This is a genomic window from Acinetobacter sp. GQ146 (genome assembly GCF_059758585.1).
On sequence record NZ_JCAXDV010000004.1, the window covers coordinates 1 to 17,994 of the forward strand.

General features: G+C 43.7%; 15 protein-coding genes and 4 tRNA genes. 5 read left to right on the top strand and 14 right to left on the bottom strand.

Features of this window, described 5'->3' with window-relative positions:
• Positions 1 to 125: 125 nt before the first annotated feature.
• The 8 genes from AC6CHI_RS07995 to secA all read right to left on the bottom strand — a co-directional run bounded on the left by AC6CHI_RS07995 (position 126) and on the right by secA (position 6,593).
• Positions 126 to 202, bottom strand: a tRNA-Pro gene (locus tag AC6CHI_RS07995).
• Between the two features lie 4 nt (positions 203 to 206).
• Positions 207 to 282, bottom strand: a tRNA-His gene (locus tag AC6CHI_RS08000).
• Between the two features lie 33 nt (positions 283 to 315).
• A tRNA-Arg gene (locus AC6CHI_RS08005) sits at positions 316 to 392 on the bottom strand.
• Between the two features lie 46 nt (positions 393 to 438).
• Positions 439 to 515, bottom strand: a tRNA-Pro gene (locus tag AC6CHI_RS08010).
• 154 nt (positions 516 to 669) lie between these two features.
• The gene (nadA, locus tag AC6CHI_RS08015; RefSeq protein ID WP_498120565.1) at positions 670 to 1,737 is read right to left on the bottom strand and encodes a quinolinate synthase NadA; all 1,068 of its coding nucleotides are present in this window, start codon (positions 1,735 to 1,737) and stop codon (positions 670 to 672) included.
• 149 nt (positions 1,738 to 1,886) lie between these two features.
• A complete protein-coding gene (argJ, locus tag AC6CHI_RS08020; RefSeq protein ID WP_498120567.1) occupies positions 1,887 to 3,107 on the bottom strand; it encodes a bifunctional glutamate N-acetyltransferase/amino-acid acetyltransferase ArgJ in 1,221 nt (406 codons plus the stop codon).
• A gap of 220 nt (positions 3,108 to 3,327) precedes the next feature.
• Positions 3,328 to 3,684, bottom strand: coding sequence for a hypothetical protein (locus AC6CHI_RS08025; protein WP_498120569.1), 357 nt, complete (start codon positions 3,682 to 3,684; stop codon positions 3,328 to 3,330).
• 176 nt (positions 3,685 to 3,860) lie between these two features.
• Positions 3,861 to 6,593: a preprotein translocase subunit SecA gene (gene secA / locus AC6CHI_RS08030; protein WP_498120571.1), complete on the bottom strand. Its 2,733-nt coding sequence runs from the start codon at positions 6,591 to 6,593 to the stop codon at positions 3,861 to 3,863.
• Positions 6,594 to 6,928: 335 nt separating this feature from the next.
• On the opposite strand from secA, the gene AC6CHI_RS08035 reads away from it, so the two are divergent.
• The 3 genes from AC6CHI_RS08035 to AC6CHI_RS08045 all read left to right on the top strand — a co-directional run bounded on the left by AC6CHI_RS08035 (position 6,929) and on the right by AC6CHI_RS08045 (position 9,110).
• Positions 6,929 to 7,570, top strand: coding sequence for a peroxiredoxin (locus tag AC6CHI_RS08035; RefSeq protein ID WP_498120573.1), 642 nt, complete (start codon positions 6,929 to 6,931; stop codon positions 7,568 to 7,570).
• Between the two features lie 140 nt (positions 7,571 to 7,710).
• Positions 7,711 to 8,529: an MBL fold metallo-hydrolase gene (locus AC6CHI_RS08040; protein WP_498120575.1), complete on the top strand. Its 819-nt coding sequence runs from the start codon at positions 7,711 to 7,713 to the stop codon at positions 8,527 to 8,529.
• Positions 8,526 to 9,110: a dual specificity protein phosphatase family protein gene (locus AC6CHI_RS08045; RefSeq protein WP_498120577.1), complete on the top strand. Its 585-nt coding sequence runs from the start codon at positions 8,526 to 8,528 to the stop codon at positions 9,108 to 9,110. Before AC6CHI_RS08040 ends, AC6CHI_RS08045 begins: the two co-directional genes overlap by 4 nt.
• A gap of 20 nt (positions 9,111 to 9,130) precedes the next feature.
• Here AC6CHI_RS08045 and AC6CHI_RS08050 read toward each other — a convergent pair whose 3' ends face one another.
• From AC6CHI_RS08050 to trpA, 4 genes are read right to left on the bottom strand one after another with little or no spacing between them, the layout of a single operon-like run.
• The gene (locus AC6CHI_RS08050) at positions 9,131 to 10,159 is read right to left on the bottom strand and encodes an SPOR domain-containing protein (RefSeq protein ID WP_498120579.1); all 1,029 of its coding nucleotides are present in this window, start codon (positions 10,157 to 10,159) and stop codon (positions 9,131 to 9,133) included.
• On the bottom strand, positions 10,150 to 11,436 hold the full coding sequence (gene folC / locus AC6CHI_RS08055; protein ID WP_498120581.1) for a bifunctional tetrahydrofolate synthase/dihydrofolate synthase: 1,287 nt from the start codon (positions 11,434 to 11,436) through the stop codon (positions 10,150 to 10,152). The genes AC6CHI_RS08050 and folC overlap by 10 nt, the downstream gene beginning before the upstream one ends.
• Positions 11,433 to 12,329, bottom strand: a complete 897-nt coding sequence (accD, locus tag AC6CHI_RS08060) for an acetyl-CoA carboxylase, carboxyltransferase subunit beta (RefSeq protein ID WP_458893445.1) — start codon at positions 12,327 to 12,329, stop codon at positions 11,433 to 11,435. Before accD ends, folC begins: the two co-directional genes overlap by 4 nt.
• Positions 12,326 to 13,129, bottom strand: coding sequence for a tryptophan synthase subunit alpha (gene trpA / locus AC6CHI_RS08065; RefSeq protein ID WP_498120582.1), 804 nt, complete (start codon positions 13,127 to 13,129; stop codon positions 12,326 to 12,328). The genes accD and trpA overlap by 4 nt, the downstream gene beginning before the upstream one ends.
• Before the next feature lie 362 nt (positions 13,130 to 13,491).
• On the opposite strand from trpA, the gene AC6CHI_RS08070 reads away from it, so the two are divergent.
• Positions 13,492 to 14,829 (top strand): Na+/H+ antiporter NhaC family protein, encoded by a 1,338-nt coding sequence (locus AC6CHI_RS08070; protein ID WP_498120583.1) that lies wholly within the window; start codon positions 13,492 to 13,494, stop codon positions 14,827 to 14,829.
• Between the two features lie 45 nt (positions 14,830 to 14,874).
• Here AC6CHI_RS08070 and AC6CHI_RS08075 read toward each other — a convergent pair whose 3' ends face one another.
• Positions 14,875 to 15,909 carry an AraC family transcriptional regulator ligand-binding domain-containing protein gene (locus AC6CHI_RS08075; protein WP_498120585.1) on the bottom strand — a complete coding sequence of 345 codons (1,035 nt, stop codon included), beginning with the start codon at positions 15,907 to 15,909 and terminating at the stop codon, positions 14,875 to 14,877.
• A 137-nt stretch (positions 15,910 to 16,046) separates the two neighbouring features.
• On the opposite strand from AC6CHI_RS08075, the gene AC6CHI_RS08080 reads away from it, so the two are divergent.
• Positions 16,047 to 16,931, top strand: a complete 885-nt coding sequence (locus AC6CHI_RS08080) for a metal-dependent hydrolase (RefSeq protein WP_498120587.1) — start codon at positions 16,047 to 16,049, stop codon at positions 16,929 to 16,931.
• 67 nt (positions 16,932 to 16,998) lie between these two features.
• Here the strand turns inward: AC6CHI_RS08080 and AC6CHI_RS08085 are convergent, their stop codons facing one another.
• A complete protein-coding gene (locus AC6CHI_RS08085; protein ID WP_498120589.1) occupies positions 16,999 to 17,991 on the bottom strand; it encodes a DUF2804 domain-containing protein in 993 nt (330 codons plus the stop codon).
• Positions 17,992 to 17,994: the final 3 nt, after the last annotated feature.

Here is a 17,994-nt window from a genome sequence, read left to right on the forward strand (position 1 = left end):
GAAAAATGAAAAATGAAAAATGAAAAATGAAAAATGAAAAATGAAAAATGCTGAAGAACAGAGTATTAAATTTCAGGCATAAAAAAACCGCTATAAAGCGGATTATTTATTTCATCTTTAGAAGATGGTCGGAGCAGTAGGATTCGAACCTACGACCCCCTGGTCCCAAACCAGGTGCACTACCAGGCTGTGCTATGCTCCGAAATTGGGGTGAATGACGGGATTCGAACCCGCGACAACTGGAATCACAATCCAGGGCTCTACCAACTGAGCTACATCCACCACTATAAAGTTCTACAGTACCAAGCTACCAAATGGCGCGCCTGACAGGATTCGAACCTGTGACCATCCGCTTAGAAGGCGGATGCTCTATCCAACTGAGCTACAGGCGCATGACCGATGATACTTGGTATCATGCGATACTTTGCCTTGAAGAATTGGTCGGAGCAGTAGGATTCGAACCTACGACCCCCTGGTCCCAAACCAGGTGCACTACCAGGCTGTGCTATGCTCCGATTCATCTCAGCTTTTTTCGTATCGCACATCGTGCGGTACGGTGTGCATTCTAGGCGTGACGCCCGAGAACGTCAACACCTATATTTAAAAAAAGTTAAAAAAATGCTTCAAACGTATAAATATCAAGCATTTCAGACATTTTTTATACAATATTTATCGTTTTAAACTCGCGCTGAAACTTAGCATGCGATCTAGCGGTAGTTTTGCACGCTCGGCAAGGGCTGGATCAACATGAATTTCCTGATCGCCTTCCTGTAAGACCTGCAAAATACCATCGAGTTCATTCATCGCCATCCACGGACAATGTGCACAAGAACGACAGGTCGCGCCTTCACCAGCTGTTGGTGCTTCCACCAGAATTTTATTCGGCACAGCTTGTTGCATCTTGTAGAAGATACCGCGATCTGTCGCCACAATTAAACGTTCATGCGGCAAAGTCTGAGCCGCTTTAATCAGTTGTGAAGTACTCCCCACAGCATCCGCAATATCCACGACCGATTCAGGAGATTCTGGATGCACCAATACAGCAGCATCTGGGTATAAGGCTTTCATGTTGGCAATCCCGCGTGCACGGAACTCTTCATGTACAATACAAGCCCCATCCCACAGCAACATATCCGCACCCGTTTTTTTCTGGATATAGCGGCCTAAATGCTGATCGGGTGCCCAAATAATTTTTTCACCCAAGCTATCTAGGTGCTCAATAATTTCTACCGCGCAACTTGAAGTCACCACCCAGTCTGCACGTGCTTTAACCGCAGCAGAGGTGTTGGCATAGACCACTACGGTATGATCAGGGTGCTGATCACAGAATGCAGTGAACTCATCCACTGGACAGCCCAAATCGAGTGAACAGGTTGCTTCCAAGGTCGGCATGAGCACGGTTTTTTCAGGGGATAGAATTTTTGCAGTTTCCCCCATGAACTTCACTCCTGCTACAACCAAAGTTGAAGCAGCATGGTCACGACCAAAGCGTGCCATTTCTAAAGAATCAGAAACACAGCCACCGGTTAACTCTGCTAATTCCTGTACTTCAGGATCGCAGTAATAATGCGCGACTAGAACAGCATCACGTTTTTTCAATTCCGCTTTGATTTGTTCAAATTTTTCCTGTTTGGCTTGCTCAGTTAAATGATTGTCCTTTGGCTCGCCTAAACGGTCTAAATGCGCCTGCACAATCGATTTTGCGTCATTGGCAATTAAATTGGTCGCATCATTCATAAAAACGTCTTCTCTATCCCAGCTGCTTGTTTACAAGCGGTGCATCCATAACACGGTCAAACTCTTGCATAAGCCGTTGACCAGTCATTCAAAAAACCTTAATTGATAAAAAAGCCTCACATCGGAGGCTTTTCTTCACTCAAATTCCATTAAGAACGGTAATCCGCATTAATTTTGACATAGTCATAAGATAAATCACAGGTATAGACCGTGTCCTTCGCTTGTCCACGTCCCAAATCGACCCGAATGGTAATCTCTGGCTGTGCCATTACGCGTGCGCCTTCTGCTTCAGTATAATCAGCTGCTGCGCCACCATCCTTACAGATTTGTACATCATCTAACCAAACCTGAATTTTTTCAACCTCTAAATTTTTCACGCCTGCATAACCAATGGCCGCCAAAATACGTCCCCAGTTTGGATCAGATGCAAAAAATGCCGTTTTGACTAAGGGTGAATGCGCAATGCTATAGGCGATATCACAACATTCCTGGGTATCGGCACCACCTTCAACCGCTACGGTCATAAACTTAGTTGCACCCTCTCCATCACGGACGATGAGCTGCGCTAAACGCTTCATTACACGGTTTAACACGTCAAGCACAACAGCATAACGAGCATCTTCAACAGAGGTAATTTCAGCACCGCCCGCTTGACCTGTCGCGACAAAAATACAGGAATCATTGGTTGAGGTATCACCATCGATGGTAATACGGTTAAACGATTGGTTCACGCTAATATGTAACAGTTGTTGTACTAATTCACGCGAAATTGGGGCATCCGTTGCTACATAACTCAACATCGTCGCCATATTCGGACGAATCATACCAGCGCCTTTAGAAATCCCTGTCATGGTGTAGCGAACACCATCCAGTTCAAACTGTTCAGAAGCCCCTTTCGGCGTGGTATCTGTAGTCATGATGCCAAAGGCAGCATCGGTCCAGGCATCTTCCTGCACGCTGTCTAAGGCAGGTTGAAGTCCTGCAACTAACCGTGGCATTGGTAATTGCTCACCAATCACCCCAGTTGAAAAAGGTAAAACCTGTTCTGGGCTTACGCCAGCCAGTTGAGCCAATTGCACACAGGCTTCTTGGGCATTTTGCATACCTAATGGACCTGTCCCTGCGTTGGCATTGCCTGTATTAATAATTAAATAACGTGGATTACCGACAGCTAAATGTGCTTTAGATACGTGTACAGGTGCTGCACAAAAGGCATTTTGTGTAAAAACACCCGCGACATTTGAGCCTTCAGCCAATTCAAAAATGACCAGATCACGTCGGTTCTGATAGCGAATATATGCTTCAGCCGAACCGATTTTTACCCCTTTAACCACATGCATCTGTGGCATAGTAACGTCACCCACTGCCATTTTGAAATGTCCACTTTGTTGTTCAAGTTAGTGTCACAGCTTAGTAGAAATACGGCTAAAAATCGAGGTGTTTCAGGCAATTTCCTTCACGATTACAACGCTTGATGGAAACTCATGGTTAAGCACTCTAAAAATTAGGATAACGAGACAACAATCCCCCGCTTGGCTCAATAAAAACCATAAAAAAAACAGCCCGAAGGCTGCATTTTATAAATCAGATTTAGTTCGCAGCTAACTGCGGAGAATTTCCAGCAAGAGTCTGCTTGGCTTGCTCCTGACTTTCTACTGAAAGCGCTGGATTGGCTGCCACAATACGAGTTGCAGTTATTGGAGTCGCGGCGCTGACCGCAGCCGTTTTTAATACAATTGGGCGTTGCTGAGGATTTGGAAAGGTATATTTAATCCCTGTACGCGGACTCATAACGGTAACATTGGTATCTTGCACCGTTGCTGGCGCGGTAGTTGCCCCTTGTGCGGCTGTCACCTTTGCCATGGTCGTAGTTGCAGGAGTATTCGCCATCGCCAAAGTCGGGATTGCCAAAGCGGCAATAACCAAAGGTTGTAATAATTTTTTCATTGTCTTTCGCTTTTCAGTTTCCGATGAGCAACTTAATAACACTTAATGTTTAGCACTGCAAACCTTATTCACATCTTGCAAATATTTCACTACATTGCGTGCCGCAATAAAAAACCCTTGCCAGACATGAAGCATTTATCAGATCGGGCAAGGGCTAATTTAATCAATTGATAAAATTAAATTTTACCGTGACATTGCTTGTATTTTAGACCTGAACCACAAGGACAAGGCGAGTTACGGCTTGCAGGCGGTTCTATGTCTTGTGCAGAGGCTGGACTAAAGCCTGCATGTTGTTCGGGTTGAGCTTGCGAAGTCACTTCACCCGTTAAACCATCTACTTCATCATGCGATAAATTCAACTGCATGGCTTGGGCTTGGGCTTGCTTTTGTGCTTCCATGGCAGCCAACTCTTCAGGCGTTGGAACATGAACACGCGACAAATCAGTTACCACGTCAGTTTTGATTACCGCCAACATGTTCACGAAGAGATTGAACGCTTCTTTCTTATATTCTTGCTCAGGATTCTTTTGTGCATAACCACGTAAATGAATACCTTGACGCAAATAATCCATCGCTGCCAAATGATCTTTCCAATGGCGATCTAAAGCACTAAGCACAAAGTGACGTTCCAGCATTGCTGCTGATTCTGGCCCCATTTGCTCACGACGTGAACGGTAACGCGTCACGATTTCATCAGTAATACGATCCACCAAAGCTTCTTCGTCCAAACGACGTTCGCTTTCCAACCAATGGTTAATCGGTAAATCGACCGCGAACTCTTCACGTAAAGCACGCTCAAGTCCTTCAATATCCCATTGATCATGAATCGACTCAGGTGGAATGTAGTTGGCAATGACGGCTTTCATCACCTCATGATGCATTTCTTCAATATAATCTTGCAGGGTGTTTTCAGCTAAGACATCATCACGTTGCGAATAAATAATCTTACGCTGTTCGTTATTTACATCGTCATATTTCAACAAGTTCTTACGAATATCGAAGTTACGCGCTTCAACTTTACGTTGGGCATTTTCAATGGAGCGTGACACCATTTTGTGCTCAATCGCTTCATCTTCCTGCAAGCCCATGGCACGCATCATAGCCACTACACGGTCACCCGCAAAGATACGCATCAAGTCATCTTCAAGCGACAAGTAGAAACGTGAAACCCCCGGATCCCCTTGACGTCCTGCACGACCACGTAACTGGTTGTCAATACGACGCGATTCATGACGCTCAGAACCGATAATATGCAAACCACCTGAAGCCAAGACCATTTCGTGGTTTTGCTCCCACTCTTCTTTTAAACGCACTTCATCTTCAGGTGTATGATTTTCAATTTTGGCCAGTTTGGCTTTCCAGTTACCACCCAAAATAATGTCTGTACCACGACCGGCCATGTTGGTGGCAATGGTCACGGCACGTGGTGAACCAGCTTGAGCAATAATGTCTGCTTCACGTTCATGCTGCTTGGCATTCAAGACTTCGTGCTGAATGCCTGCTTCTTTCAGTTTTTCCGAGAGAATTTCAGAAGCTTCAATCGTGGCCGTACCAATCAGAATTGGGGCAACACCAGCCTCATGCACACGTTGAATTTCTTGAATAATCGCGTTGTATTTACCATTACGGTTTAAATAGATTAAATCGTTTTGATCCTGACGAATCATTGGACGGTGTGTCGGAATAATTACTACATCCAAACCATAAATTTCTTTCATTTCCGCAGCTTCAGTATCTGCAGTACCCGTCATACCAGACAGTTTTTTGTATAGACGGAAATAGTTCTGGAATGTCGTGGTTGCCAAAGTCTGGTTTTCAGGCTGGATTTCTAAGCCTTCTTTAGCTTCAACCGCTTGGTGTAAACCTTCTGACCAACGACGCCCCGGCATGGTACGTCCGGTGTTCTCATCGACAATAATCACTTCACCTTCGTGAATGATGTAATGCACGTTACGTTGATACAGGAAATGGGCACGAATCGCAGCGGTCACATGATGTACCAAGTTAAGATTCGATGCTGAATACAGGCTCTCACCTTCAGCCAAGAGTCCCATTTCGATTAATTCATTTTCAACAGTTTCAAAACCCACTTCGGTCATTTCTACCGAACGCTGTTTTTCATCAATCCAGAAATGACCACCATCGGCAACTTTTTCTTCTTTCTGCGCATGTAGTTTCGGTGGAATCGTATTGATTGCTGCATAAAGCTGAGAAGAGTCATCACTTTGACCCGAGATAATCAACGGTGTACGTGCTTCATCAATTAAAATTGAGTCCACTTCATCGATAATGGCATACACCAATCCGCGCTGCTTTTTCTCTGCAAGCGCAAATACCATGTTGTCACGCAGGTAGTCAAAACCAAATTCATTGTTGGTACCGTAAGTAATGTCGGCACGGTAAGCATCTGCTTTTTCCATCGGGTTTTGCATGGAATAGATAATGCCAATGCTTAGACCCAAGAATTCAAACAATGGACGGTTTAACTCGGCATCACGCTGGGCCAAGTAGTCATTGACAGTAATGACATGCACACCCTGACCACTAATTGCGTTGAGATAACAAGCGAGAGTCCCCATGAGGGTTTTACCTTCACCAGTACGCATCTCAGCAATTTTACCTTCATGTAGGGTAATACCACCAATCAACTGCACATCATAGTGTCGCATTCCCATGACACGTTTTGCGGCTTCACGACAAACGGCAAATGCTTCTGGCAATAATTTATCGAGGCTTTCACCTTTGTTATAACGTTGTTTGAATTCTTCGGTTTTTGCAGATAAGTCTGCATCGCTTAAGGCAGATATCGTCGGCTCGAGCGCATTAATCTTGTCTACGATTTTACGCATGCGTTTGAGTTCGCGCTCATTTTTGGTACCGAAGATTCCTCCGATCAGACTTGCCAACATGAATAGACTCTCTAAATCTTGCTTGTCAATGAATAAATTTTTTCTCAGACGTTATTATGGTGCTAGAAATTTGAAGTACAAGGGTTTTGCACAAAACCAATAAAAAAATTCTGATCACTGGTTCTAGCCCCTGACCTAAGGCGAAATAATGTAACAAATTTCAGCCAAGCGATATAGAGCGTTGATCTTGAATCCCTGCTTATTTTCTCAACAAGACGGATTTTACTTATTCTATTGCTGTATAACCAAATGCAAAAAAGCTATTTTTCTTAGTAAAAGAATTGCGCAATAGTCTTAGCTATAGCAAATACACAACAGCATTGAGGGAATTTAAAATGTCATTACGTCTAGGTGATATCGCACCCAATTTTGAACAAGACTCCAGTACAGGTCGAATTAATTTTTATGATTATTTAGGAGAGAGTTGGGGCATCCTGTTTTCACATCCCGCAGACTATACGCCAGTCTGTACCACAGAACTCGGTTATACCGCCAAACTACAAGACGAGTTTGCCAAGCGAGGAGTCAAAGCCATTGCCCTATCTGTCGATGATGTTGAATCCCATCAGGGTTGGATTCAGGATATTAATGAAACTCAGAATACCACTGTTAATTTCCCAATTCTTGCTGATCATGATCGAAAGGTCTCCACCCTGTATGGTTTTATTCATCCCAATGCCAGTGAAACTTTGACGGTGCGTTCTTTGGTAATTATTGACCCGAATAAGAAAGTCCGCCTCATCATTACCTATCCCGCCTCTACAGGACGAAATTTTCATGAAATTTTACGCGTAATTGACTCTTTGCAACTCACTGACCAGCATAAAGTGGCCACACCGGCCAACTGGACACAAGGGGACGACGTGGTGATTATTCCATCCTTACAAGATGAAACTGAACTGCAACAACGCTTTCCGCAAGGTTATACCGCGGTAAAACCCTATTTGCGTCTAACGCCACAACCGAATCTAAAATAAAGCATCCCAAATTCAATCATTCTTTTAAACCTGTTTACGGACAGGTTTTTCGTCTGCTTAATGCCTAGATACCAAGTTGTATTTGGTATTTAGGCGACAGTCAGTTATAAATACTGCAGCACATTTTAAGAATAATTCCTGTGATTCATAAAATTCATCATTTACATTGTGGCAGCATGTGCCCCATTTGTGGTCCCTTATTTGGACAAAAGGGACTGCATGCCCATGTTATTTGTCATTGCTTATTGTTAGAAACAGACCGAGGCTTGGTTCTGATTGATACTGGCTTGGGTGTTCAAGATCTGCTGCATACCAAAGCCCGCCTAGGTAGCATGATCGCGCGTTTCGGTAACATTGAAAATAATTTAGAGCTGACCGCTATCGCGCAAATCCAGAAACTCGGTTTTCATCCGAAAGATGTCCAGCATATTTTTATCTCGCATTTAGACTTTGACCATGCGGGAGGAATTTCAGACTTCCCTCATGCAACCGTGCATGTCCTGTCATCAGAATACAATGCCACACAAAACCTCAATCACTACAAGCGAAAAGCACGCTATAAAGTCAAACAGTTTCAACAACACCGTTACTGGAACTTTATTGAACCCATTGCTGAAGAAAACTGGTTTAATCTAAAACAGATTCGTAATTTTGATTTGTTTGAAAATGACCTCTTAATGGTTCCTTTATTGGGGCATACCGCAGGACATAGTGGCATTGCTGTGCGTAATCAGGAGAATTGGCTACTCTTCTGTGGTGATGCCTACTACTCACATTTACAGCTTGACGGTCAGCATCCGTTAAGAGCCTTGAACCAACTCGAGCAATTTTTTGCAGAAGATAACCAAGCACGTGTAGACAATCTGAAACGGCTGCAGACACTTTCTCAAACACATCCTGAAGTGCAACTCATCTGCGCTCACGATCCTGTTGAATTAGCACGATACCCATCAAGATGAAATCTAAACTCCTCCTCTGCGGTCTAATCATTTCTACCCTGAATCTAACCGCTTGCATGACCACACCCGCACTTCCAGCCGACAGCCGTCCTCAGCATTGGGGAAGCGTACTGGATCGGGCCAATAATTTTTATCAAGTCAGTGCCGATGTGTTCCGTAGCGAACAACCCAATGCTGCAATGATCAAACAACTGCAAGCCAATGATATTGATGTGGTGATTAATCTAAGGTCACGTGACCACGACCCAAAACAGCTCAATGCCGATCAATTCAATCTGGTTCATATCCCGATTCATACTTGGGCCATGAGCCGTGAAGATTTGCTGGCGGTGATGCGTCAAATTCAACTCGCAAAAGCACAACAACAAAAAGTACTGATTCACTGCTATCACGGCTCTGACCGCACTGGTGCCAGTATTGCCATGTATCGAATTATTTTTGAAAAATGGGATATTGAAGATGCGCTACAAGAAATGAAATATGGTGGCTATGGTTTTCATCCGATTTGGCAAAACATTGAAAATTTATTCAGCCCTGAAAATGTAAAATGGATTCAAGAACAACTCTCGAATCCATCTTAAATAGGTCATCTAAGCCGCGATTAACGACGATCGAGCGGTACCCAGTCAATTACCCACGCCGATTTCATATTGAGACTGGCATCAGTTGTAATTTTTTTACGGGTGACATCTGCGATATCTCGGCTTTTGGCTGGGCCGACCATAATGCGGATTCCCTTAGACGTCGGGCTTTGTACCACTTTATAGCCCTTAGCTTTTAACTTAGAAATCAGTGCATCGGCATTGGCTGCATTGGCAGCAAGCGCCACTTGCACCATCCACTGCTTATCACCATTTTCCAGCAACTCACGGGCTTTTTCAGCTTCGGCCTTTTTCTTGGCATCTTCTTTACGTTTCGCTTCAGCTTCACGCAGTTTCTTTTCTTCTGCTGCTTTCGCCGTTGCTTGACGTTCTTGATCAGCTTTACGCTGTGCTTCAAGTTTACGTTGAGCTTCTACTTCACGCTGTTTTTTCTCTTCAGCAGCTTTGGCTTGGGCTTTACGCTCTTCCTCGGCCTTACGCTGAGCGTCTGCTTTACGACGTTCTTCACTTTGTTGTTTATCAGCATCAGCCTGTTGTTTTGCTTTCTGCTGATCTAACTTCTTTTGTGCAGCAAGTTTTTCCTCAGCTAAACGTTTTTGTTTAGCTTTTTCATCCTCAACCAATTCTGGTGGAATATTATCTGAACTTTGCTGTGCCCCCGTACGAGCCGCATTTAAAGCAGCATACTCTTCGGCAGCTTTACGTGCCGCATCCGCTTCAGCCTGTTGTTGCATCGCTAGAAATTCAGCAGCGCGTGCTTCCTGTTCTGCAACCGCTTTCTCACGGGCACGACGTTGTTCTTCCAGTAGACGTTTTTCAGTTTCCACATCTACAGTGAGCCCCTGAAGCTGAACTGAACCAGCATCGGGCTTAACATTGTTGGACTGAACTTGTTCAATCGGTTCAGCCTGTTTCACATTATTTTGATGAATTTCTTCTTGACCTTTCAGAAGCAAGGCTGCCAATAAAACACCGCCACCCAGTAAAACAACGCCACCCATCCAGCGTTGTTTGTTATTCATTGACATTCTTCCAAATACTCCCAGACTGCTTCCAAGGTATGAAATGAACCACATACCAAAATCAGCTGATTATTTTTAGATTCATCGAGCGCTGATTGGAAAGCGAATTGTACATTCGTAAATTGTTGTACTGCCTGATGTTGCAATGCTTCATCTAGCTGCGCGATTTCCGCAGCCCGCGGCACAGTTAAGGGTGCAATTTTCCACATTGAAACATCGCTTTTCAATGCCTCCACCACAGATTTAATATCTTTATCTGCCAGCATGGAAAAGACTGCAACCACTTCCGTGTATTGTTTATTGTATTTTAAGAAATTTCGCAATTGCTTTAACAAAAATTCTACGCCATGTGGATTGTGTCCAGCATCAAAAATCACGGTTTTATCGGCAATCTGGCGAATTTCAAAGCGCCCTGCCAGTTGTGCCTGTTGAATACCTTGCGCAATCGCTGCTTGATTGACTGCTAAACCACTCACCAAAATTGCGGCAACGGCGGTTGAAATATTTTCGAGTGCCAAACTTCCCAGTGGGAGTTTTAACGTCGTGCCCGAAGAGGCAAACATCCAGTACTGACCATCTTCACTCGGCTGATAGAAATAATCGCGTTCAGCAACAAAAAGTGGTGCATTACAGTCCCGTGCTTTTGTCGCAATAGCATCAGGTAAAGTTTGTTGCCCCCCAAAAACTACAGGAATATTCGGTCGAATAATCCCTGCCTTTTCATAGGCAATTTTCTCAATGGTATCGCCCAACCAGTCAATATGATCTAGACCGATATTGGTAATGACCGCAATGTCTGGATCAATCACATTGACCACATCCAAACGACCACCGAGTCCGACTTCAAGTACCCAAACATCGCAAGCTTGCTGTTTAAAAATCAAAAAAGCAGCCAAAGTGGTTGCTTCAAAGAAGGATAAACTGAGTCCACACGCACGACGTGCTTGATCAACCTGCACAAAAGCATCAATCAGGCTTTGGTCATCAACTTCCTGACCTGCCAGCTTAACGCGTTCATTAAAACGATAGATATGCGGAGACTGATACAGTCCAACCTTGTAACCTTGCGCATTTAAAATGGCCGCTAAAGTTGTAGTGGTTGAGCCTTTGCCATTGGTGCCGGCAACCGTGATGACTTTCGCCTCAGGTTGCGTTACACCAAGCATTTCAGCGACGGGAATGACGCGTTCTAAACCTAAATCAATCCCCGTAACGTGAACATGGCCCCAATACGAGAGCCATGTGTCTAAATTATCTTGTGCAAGTGGTGCAGTGTTGTTCAAGGTAAATTCATCAATTTGGTCACAATACGATATACAGTATCACGTAATGCATGACGATGAACGATTTGATCGACTACACCATGATCAAGCAGGTATTCAGCGCGTTGGAACGGTTCTTCCAATTTTTCACGCACAGTTTGCTCAATAACACGTTTACCCGCAAAACCAATCATGGCTTTTGGCTCAGCAATATGCACATCGCCTAACATGGCTAAAGATGCAGTTACACCACCATAGACTGGGTGAGTCAGAACCACGATATAAGGTAAGCCCGCTTCTTTAACGCGTTGAATTGCAGCAGAGGTACGTGCCATTTGCATCAAAGACAACATGCCTTCTTGCATACGCGCGCCACCAGAAGCAGCAAAACAGATAAACGGTTGTTTTTTCTCAATCGCACTTTCTGCCGCTTGAACAAAACGATCGCCCACGACTGTGCCCATTGAACCGCCCATAAAGTCGAATTCAAAAGCACACGCCGTCATTGCAACGTCTTTAACCAGCCCCTGCATCACGATCAACGCTTCAGTTTCACCCGTTTTCTTTTGTGCTTCAGCCATACGCTCAGGATAAGGCTTGCTATCGACAAATTTAAGCGGGTCTTTAGCCACAAATTCTTGACCCAATTCAGTTTTTACTTGATCGAAGAACCAAGTTAAACGATCACGGGCTTTCATACGTAAATGTTCATCACATTGCGGACAAACATAAGCATTAAACGTCATCGCTGTGCGTGTTACCAATGCATGACATTCAGGGCATTCAACTGTGGGTTCTGTAAATGTTGCTTTTAGTGCTTGTTGCTCATCTGGAACTTCAATGCCTGGAACGCCACGTTCAGTCCACGGTGTCGATGGGCTAAGAATTTTCCCTGATTTCACTTCTTGATTCATACTAACTCATCGAGCGCTGCTCGAAGCTCCTTGACTTTATTAACCGTTTCAATCACGGCTTGTTCTGGCGCCAAGCTTGCAAATTGTTTTACAAATGCACTGCCGACAATCACAGCATCGGCTACACTGCCCATCGCTTTCGCGGAAGCAGCATCGCTAATACCAAAACCTACACCTACAGGAATATCTGTTTCTGCTTTAATTTTTTGGATACGTGCTGCAGCTTCAGACATGTCTAAAGTTGCTGCGCCCGTTACCCCTTTCAAAGAAACATAATAGATAAAACCACTTGCTTGCTTGACCACATGACGAATACGTTCATCCGTAGAGGTTGGAGCCAGTAAGAAAATTTGATCCATGTTGTACTTTGCGAGGACGTCATCCAGAGCCAGTGCTTCTTCTGGCGGTAAATCGACCAGCAAGATGCCATCTACACCACATTCATTGGCATAGGCTACAAATTTTTCATAGCCAATCACTTCAACAGGATTGAGATATCCCATTAATACCACTGGTGTTTCCTGATCCTTCTGACGGAACTCTTTCACCATATTCAAAGCATCTAGGGTATTGGTTCCACCAGCCAAAGCACGCTCTGCGGCCAAGGCAATGACAGGACCATCCGCCATAGGGTCTGAAAATGGCAGTCCAAGTTCAATAACATCTACGCCCGCCTCAACCATTTGATGTAACAAAGGTACTGTTACTTGTGGATGAGGATCTCCAGCCATCACATAGGAAACCAGCGCTTTACGCTGTTGAGATTTAAGTTGTCCAAAACGAGTGGCTAAACGTGACATAGGGTTGTACATTCCTTGAATTATTTAAAACTGAGGAGTTGGTTTTGTAGAAATACAAGACAACGCATTGTAACGCTATTTTTTACACATTGAATAGAGTTCATGCACTTCCTTTGAATTTCATACGACATCACATGATTCAGAACAACCCGAAAGCTACATTTACTAATATTTGAAGAGTTTTCTCAATGATCAAAGATGCCTAATTTTCGGGTTTATGTAAGCTTGCAGAATGGGGCAAATCTTTGCCCTGAAGCAAGGAAGCCCATTTGCCAGCCTCAGGGCATTTTACATTTTAAGTTTTCAGAAATTGTATCGGCTACATTATACTAAGCCGACTTATTCGCTGTTTCCTTAATTTTATGACCTCCGACCCTCAGAGCAAGGTGCAAGCCCGAGCGCTTGCACTACTCCCCCTTATTGTTTTTTTGGCTATCTTTTTGGGTAGCGGAATTTATCATTCGCTGATTGGGACTGAATTTGCCTTTTATCAAATTAAGGCTCCTGTTGCAGCATTACCCGCAGTGATCTTGGCAGTTTTAATTTATCGCGGGAAGTTAAATCAAGCAATTGACACCTTCCTCAAAGGGGCGAGCCACCCGAACCTTATTTTAATGTTCATGGTGTTTATGCTGGCTGGAGCATTTGCCAGTACCAGTAGCGCGATTGGCAGTGTCGATGCAACCGTACAGCTGGGATTATCACTGATTCCTCCTGCTTTTGTGCTACCTATGCTGTTTATTATCTCGGCATTTATTGCGACTGCAATGGGCACCTCAATGGGCACGATTGCTGCTTGTGCACCGATTGCTTTTGGCTTTGCCCAAGTGACGGATATTGAGACGGTGATGGCAATTGGTGCTGTGGTAAGTGGTGCAATGTTTGGTGATAACCTGTCTATGATTTCAGACACCACCATCGCTGCCACCAGTAGCCAAAAAGTACAATTGCGAGATAAATTTCGGGTCAACATCTGGATTGCAGGTCCCGCAGCGATGATTACCATTTTAGTTTATATTTTGATGAGCAAAGATGCTCAAAGTATTCAATATAAAGACTTTGACCTATGGCTCATTCTGCCTTATGTCGCAGTATTCTTTTTGGCTTTTAGCCGATTACACGTATTGGCGGTGCTCAGCATTGGCATACTCATTTCAGCCATGATTGGCTTAATGCAACATGCTGAATTTACCCTGCTAAAGCTTAACAGTGCCATTTATGACGGCTTTGTCGGCATGTTTGAAGTGGCATTATTGTCGATGTTACTCGGTGGACTCTCGGCCATTATGCAACGTGAGGGTGGTTTAGAATGGCTGATTCAGCGAATTTATAGCCTGACCCGACTGTTAAAAGTTGGACAACAGCGTGCAGGAGAGTTTGGGGTCAGTTTCTTGGTGATTTTCTCCAACCTATTTGTGGCCAATAATACCGTTGCAATAATTTTGTCGGGGGATATGGCGCGTGAAGTTGCTCAAGAATACGGTTTAGATCCCAAACGTGTGGCAGCCTTACTGGATATTTTTTCCTGCGTCGTACAAGGTTTGATTCCTTATGGTGCTCAACTGTTATTGGCATGTTCGATTGCCAAACTCTCTCCTGTTGAGCTAATTGGTCACATTTATTATTGCTGGGTATTGGCGATTTTTGCCATCTTAGCCATTACCTTGCGCTATCCACGCCTTGCAGCCAAAACCGACTAAACATTATTAGTGAAGAATAATTCAGTGAATCATCACAGCACTGAATTATTCTGGCAGTTTTAATTGCTGTCTACGCATCAACAAGGTCTGCCCTGTAGCCGTTTTAAACGCACGTGCCAATGCAGATTGGTCCGAATAGCCCAACTCCACAGCGATTTCACTCAAACTTAAATGCTGTTGCAACAACAGCTCACAGCGTTTCATTCGTTCGGTTTCAATAATTTTCTTATAGGAACAATCAAACTGTCCTAGCTGACGCTGTAAAGTTCGTACCGAAAGATGCAGCTCTTGTGCAATCCACTCCAATTTCGGCACATCCTGATGAAAAATCAAATACTCAGCGACAAGGGTCTGCAAATGTGTCATTAAATTAATACGCTCGGATTTGGCCGCAATCACCTCTTCGGCATGTTTAAGCAGTAAATGATTCAGCGATGGATCTGGTTGTTGTGATTTTAAGAACAAACTTTCACGATTCAAGGCGAGCGCATAATGACTTTGATTGAAGCAGACCTCACAACCATAAAAACGCTGATAATGATACACGGCGCATTGCGGCGGATGAGCGAAATACAAAGTCTGAAAAGCAAACGCTTCGGCAGAAAAAATCTGGCGTGCCAGTTGCACCATCGCAGCTACCAGCATTTCATTAATCAGCACTAACGCTGGATGCGAAAAAGCCCAATAAAGATGAATAGCCGTTTCGGACTGCGACATATGCATGGGTAAGGATTCACGACCATCAATCACCAAGCGATTAAAACGCAACACGAATTGTAAGGCTTCCGCCACACTACTGCTTTTAGATGCAAGATAACCCAATATGCCAAAATGCTCAGGTTGAACATATTGCACCATATCGAAAATCAGATGTGGGCAGTTGAGTTGGAGTCTGGTTTGTTGTATTAAATTGATAAACAAAACGTAGGATGATTGTGCATCTATCGGCTGTGATAAAATAAAACTTAGCTGTTGTTTTTGCGTGGTCGTGAATGGCAAAGCAAAAGCATCAATATCACGTGATTTTAGATAACTATGCCATAAGTGAAAAAAGCCATTGGGGATTTGTAATGTATACATGGCTCCACCCGTCTGTTTGACATTTTTTTATTTTCAATATGGCGTAAAATGTATAAAAATTGGCAAGTAGTGTCAAAACTTATCCGACCAATATCGACATACTGCTCTTATCAAAGGTTCTATTAGTCAAAACAAAGATGAATACAATAGTCCGCACCCAGCTCCATCCTGTTGTTCGTACCGAATTCAATTTTAAATTGGATGAGGCGCCTCGCTATTGGATGAACAATGACCCCTTTCTCACTCGTGTTTTTGATGCACTCAGTCTGACCTTTCCAGACGGGGAACGCTATTTCATCCAATCGGTCCGATTGTTTAAAGACAAAATTAAAGATCCTGAATTACAACAACGTGTGGCCGATTTTATCCGCCAAGAAGCCCAACATGGTATTGCCCATGAAAAAATGAACCATGTCTTGCGTGCTCAAGGTATGCCGGTCGACCAATTTATTCAACGCATTAATAAAGTCTTTAAATTCGAGCTTGAAGAACGCTCCCCCCAGTACAATATTGCCATGACGGCAGCGGCCGAACATTTAACCGCGTTAATGGCAGAAACCTTTTATGGCAAGAAAGAAACTTTAGCCCATGCCCACCCTTATGTGCGGGCACTTTTGGCTTGGCATGCTATTGAGGAAATGGAGCATCGTGATGTCGCATTTGATGTCATGCAACAAGTCGGTGAAGTTTCTGAACTGATGCGACGTTGGGCATTAATTCTCACCACCCTGATGATGATTGGCTTTACCCTCTATCGTGCCAATATCATGCTTACACATGATGGTTTTGGTCGTTGGCAACGCCTGAATATGATTATTAAGGGCTTACCTTGGTTTTTTGGACGCAAAGGTACGCTAACCAGTATTCGTAAACAATATATTGATTGGTTTAAAAAAGACTTCCACCCCTCGCAGCAACCAATTATTCGTCAATACGATGTCTGGGTGAACACCTTGGCTGAAACCAATGATCCGATCCAAGCTGGTGAAGCATTCTGGCAAGCGGCACAGAGTCAAACTTAAATATTTTTTGCATGTTTAGCTCAGCTCAAAACAGATCCCGACCTGAGCTAAACATCAGTCCAAGCCACTACCATTTCGCATAATGTTGTTCTAAAAGACCATACTCATCCAGCAGTACAATTTCCTGATCATTTTGGACAATCGTGCCACTAATACGCGCTTGCCACTGGCTAAATTGACTTCCAACCAGTCTCAAATTTAGGTTTTCATAACGGCGCCAGCTGGTGGTGACATTCAAATTTAAACGCTGATCTAAAGACCGAATGGTCCAACGGCCTTCTTCCTGCTGTTGAAATAAAATGTCGGTTAATGGAAAGAGTTCACCATTAATCCATAAACAGTTTTCGTTGCCAAAACTTTCATTCACACCTGAAGCCAAATTCAGCCCAATGCGCTGATTGTTAACATCCCAGAAATTACAAGATAACCAGAACCATGCCGTCTCAGGACGCAAAAAACCACAGGTGTCGTCTAAGGAGGCAAATGTTTTTTCGTGAAATTGCACCACTTGACCCTGCTTATTTACAAAGTAGCCTTCACAACCCAATGTGGTCAGCTTTTGGGTATAGGTCCAGCCATTAATCCCTGTCGGGCTACACATACTTAAAGCATTCGTTCCCGCACAAAAAATACGGGCATTCAGCTTGATTTCACCATACTTGGTGACACGTATATAACGCACCCCATTGGCATGCTGCATTTCGATTTGAAATGGAGATTTGTGAAAAAAACTTTGATTATATAAAGGCTGTTCATCCAAAACGGTATTACGCGCTAAAAAATTAATCGCATTCCATTCCATAACTTCTTGCGAAAGATGGTTATAGACATAAAAGAAACCATGCCCTGCCCATGCAATATCCGCAATTGCAACGCCAAGGGTGTAATGCTCATGTTGTATAGAACAGAATTTGAATTTTTTGTATTTTAATCGCTTACGCCAGCCATTGAGCACCTCGCCATAAGGCGTTTTATATTGGTATTTTTGAACGTCAATATTCCGAGGTAATGTATCGAACCGCCCATAGTGCGGCTGACCATTCGACTGAATTAAATCCATTTA

Coding starts and splice junctions, on each gene's coding strand:
- nadA (WP_498120565.1), bottom strand. CDS start 1,737: ATGAATGATGCGACCAATTTAATTGCCAATGACGCAAAATCGATTGTG.
- argJ (WP_498120567.1), bottom strand. CDS start 3,107: ATGGCAGTGGGTGACGTTACTATGCCACAGATGCATGTGGTTAAAGGG.
- AC6CHI_RS08025 (WP_498120569.1), bottom strand. CDS start 3,684: ATGAAAAAATTATTACAACCTTTGGTTATTGCCGCTTTGGCAATCCCG.
- secA (WP_498120571.1), bottom strand. CDS start 6,593: ATGTTGGCAAGTCTGATCGGAGGAATCTTCGGTACCAAAAATGAGCGC.
- AC6CHI_RS08035 (WP_498120573.1), top strand. CDS start 6,929: ATGTCATTACGTCTAGGTGATATCGCACCCAATTTTGAACAAGACTCC.
- AC6CHI_RS08045 (WP_498120577.1), top strand. CDS start 8,526: ATGAAATCTAAACTCCTCCTCTGCGGTCTAATCATTTCTACCCTGAAT.
- AC6CHI_RS08050 (WP_498120579.1), bottom strand. CDS start 10,159: ATGTCAATGAATAACAAACAACGCTGGATGGGTGGCGTTGTTTTACTG.
- accD (WP_458893445.1), bottom strand. CDS start 12,329: ATGAATCAAGAAGTGAAATCAGGGAAAATTCTTAGCCCATCGACACCG.
- trpA (WP_498120582.1), bottom strand. CDS start 13,129: ATGTCACGTTTAGCCACTCGTTTTGGACAACTTAAATCTCAACAGCGT.
- AC6CHI_RS08070 (WP_498120583.1), top strand. CDS start 13,492: ATGACCTCCGACCCTCAGAGCAAGGTGCAAGCCCGAGCGCTTGCACTA.
- AC6CHI_RS08075 (WP_498120585.1), bottom strand. CDS start 15,909: ATGTATACATTACAAATCCCCAATGGCTTTTTTCACTTATGGCATAGT.
- AC6CHI_RS08080 (WP_498120587.1), top strand. CDS start 16,047: ATGAATACAATAGTCCGCACCCAGCTCCATCCTGTTGTTCGTACCGAA.
- AC6CHI_RS08085 (WP_498120589.1), bottom strand. CDS start 17,991: ATGGATTTAATTCAGTCGAATGGTCAGCCGCACTATGGGCGGTTCGAT.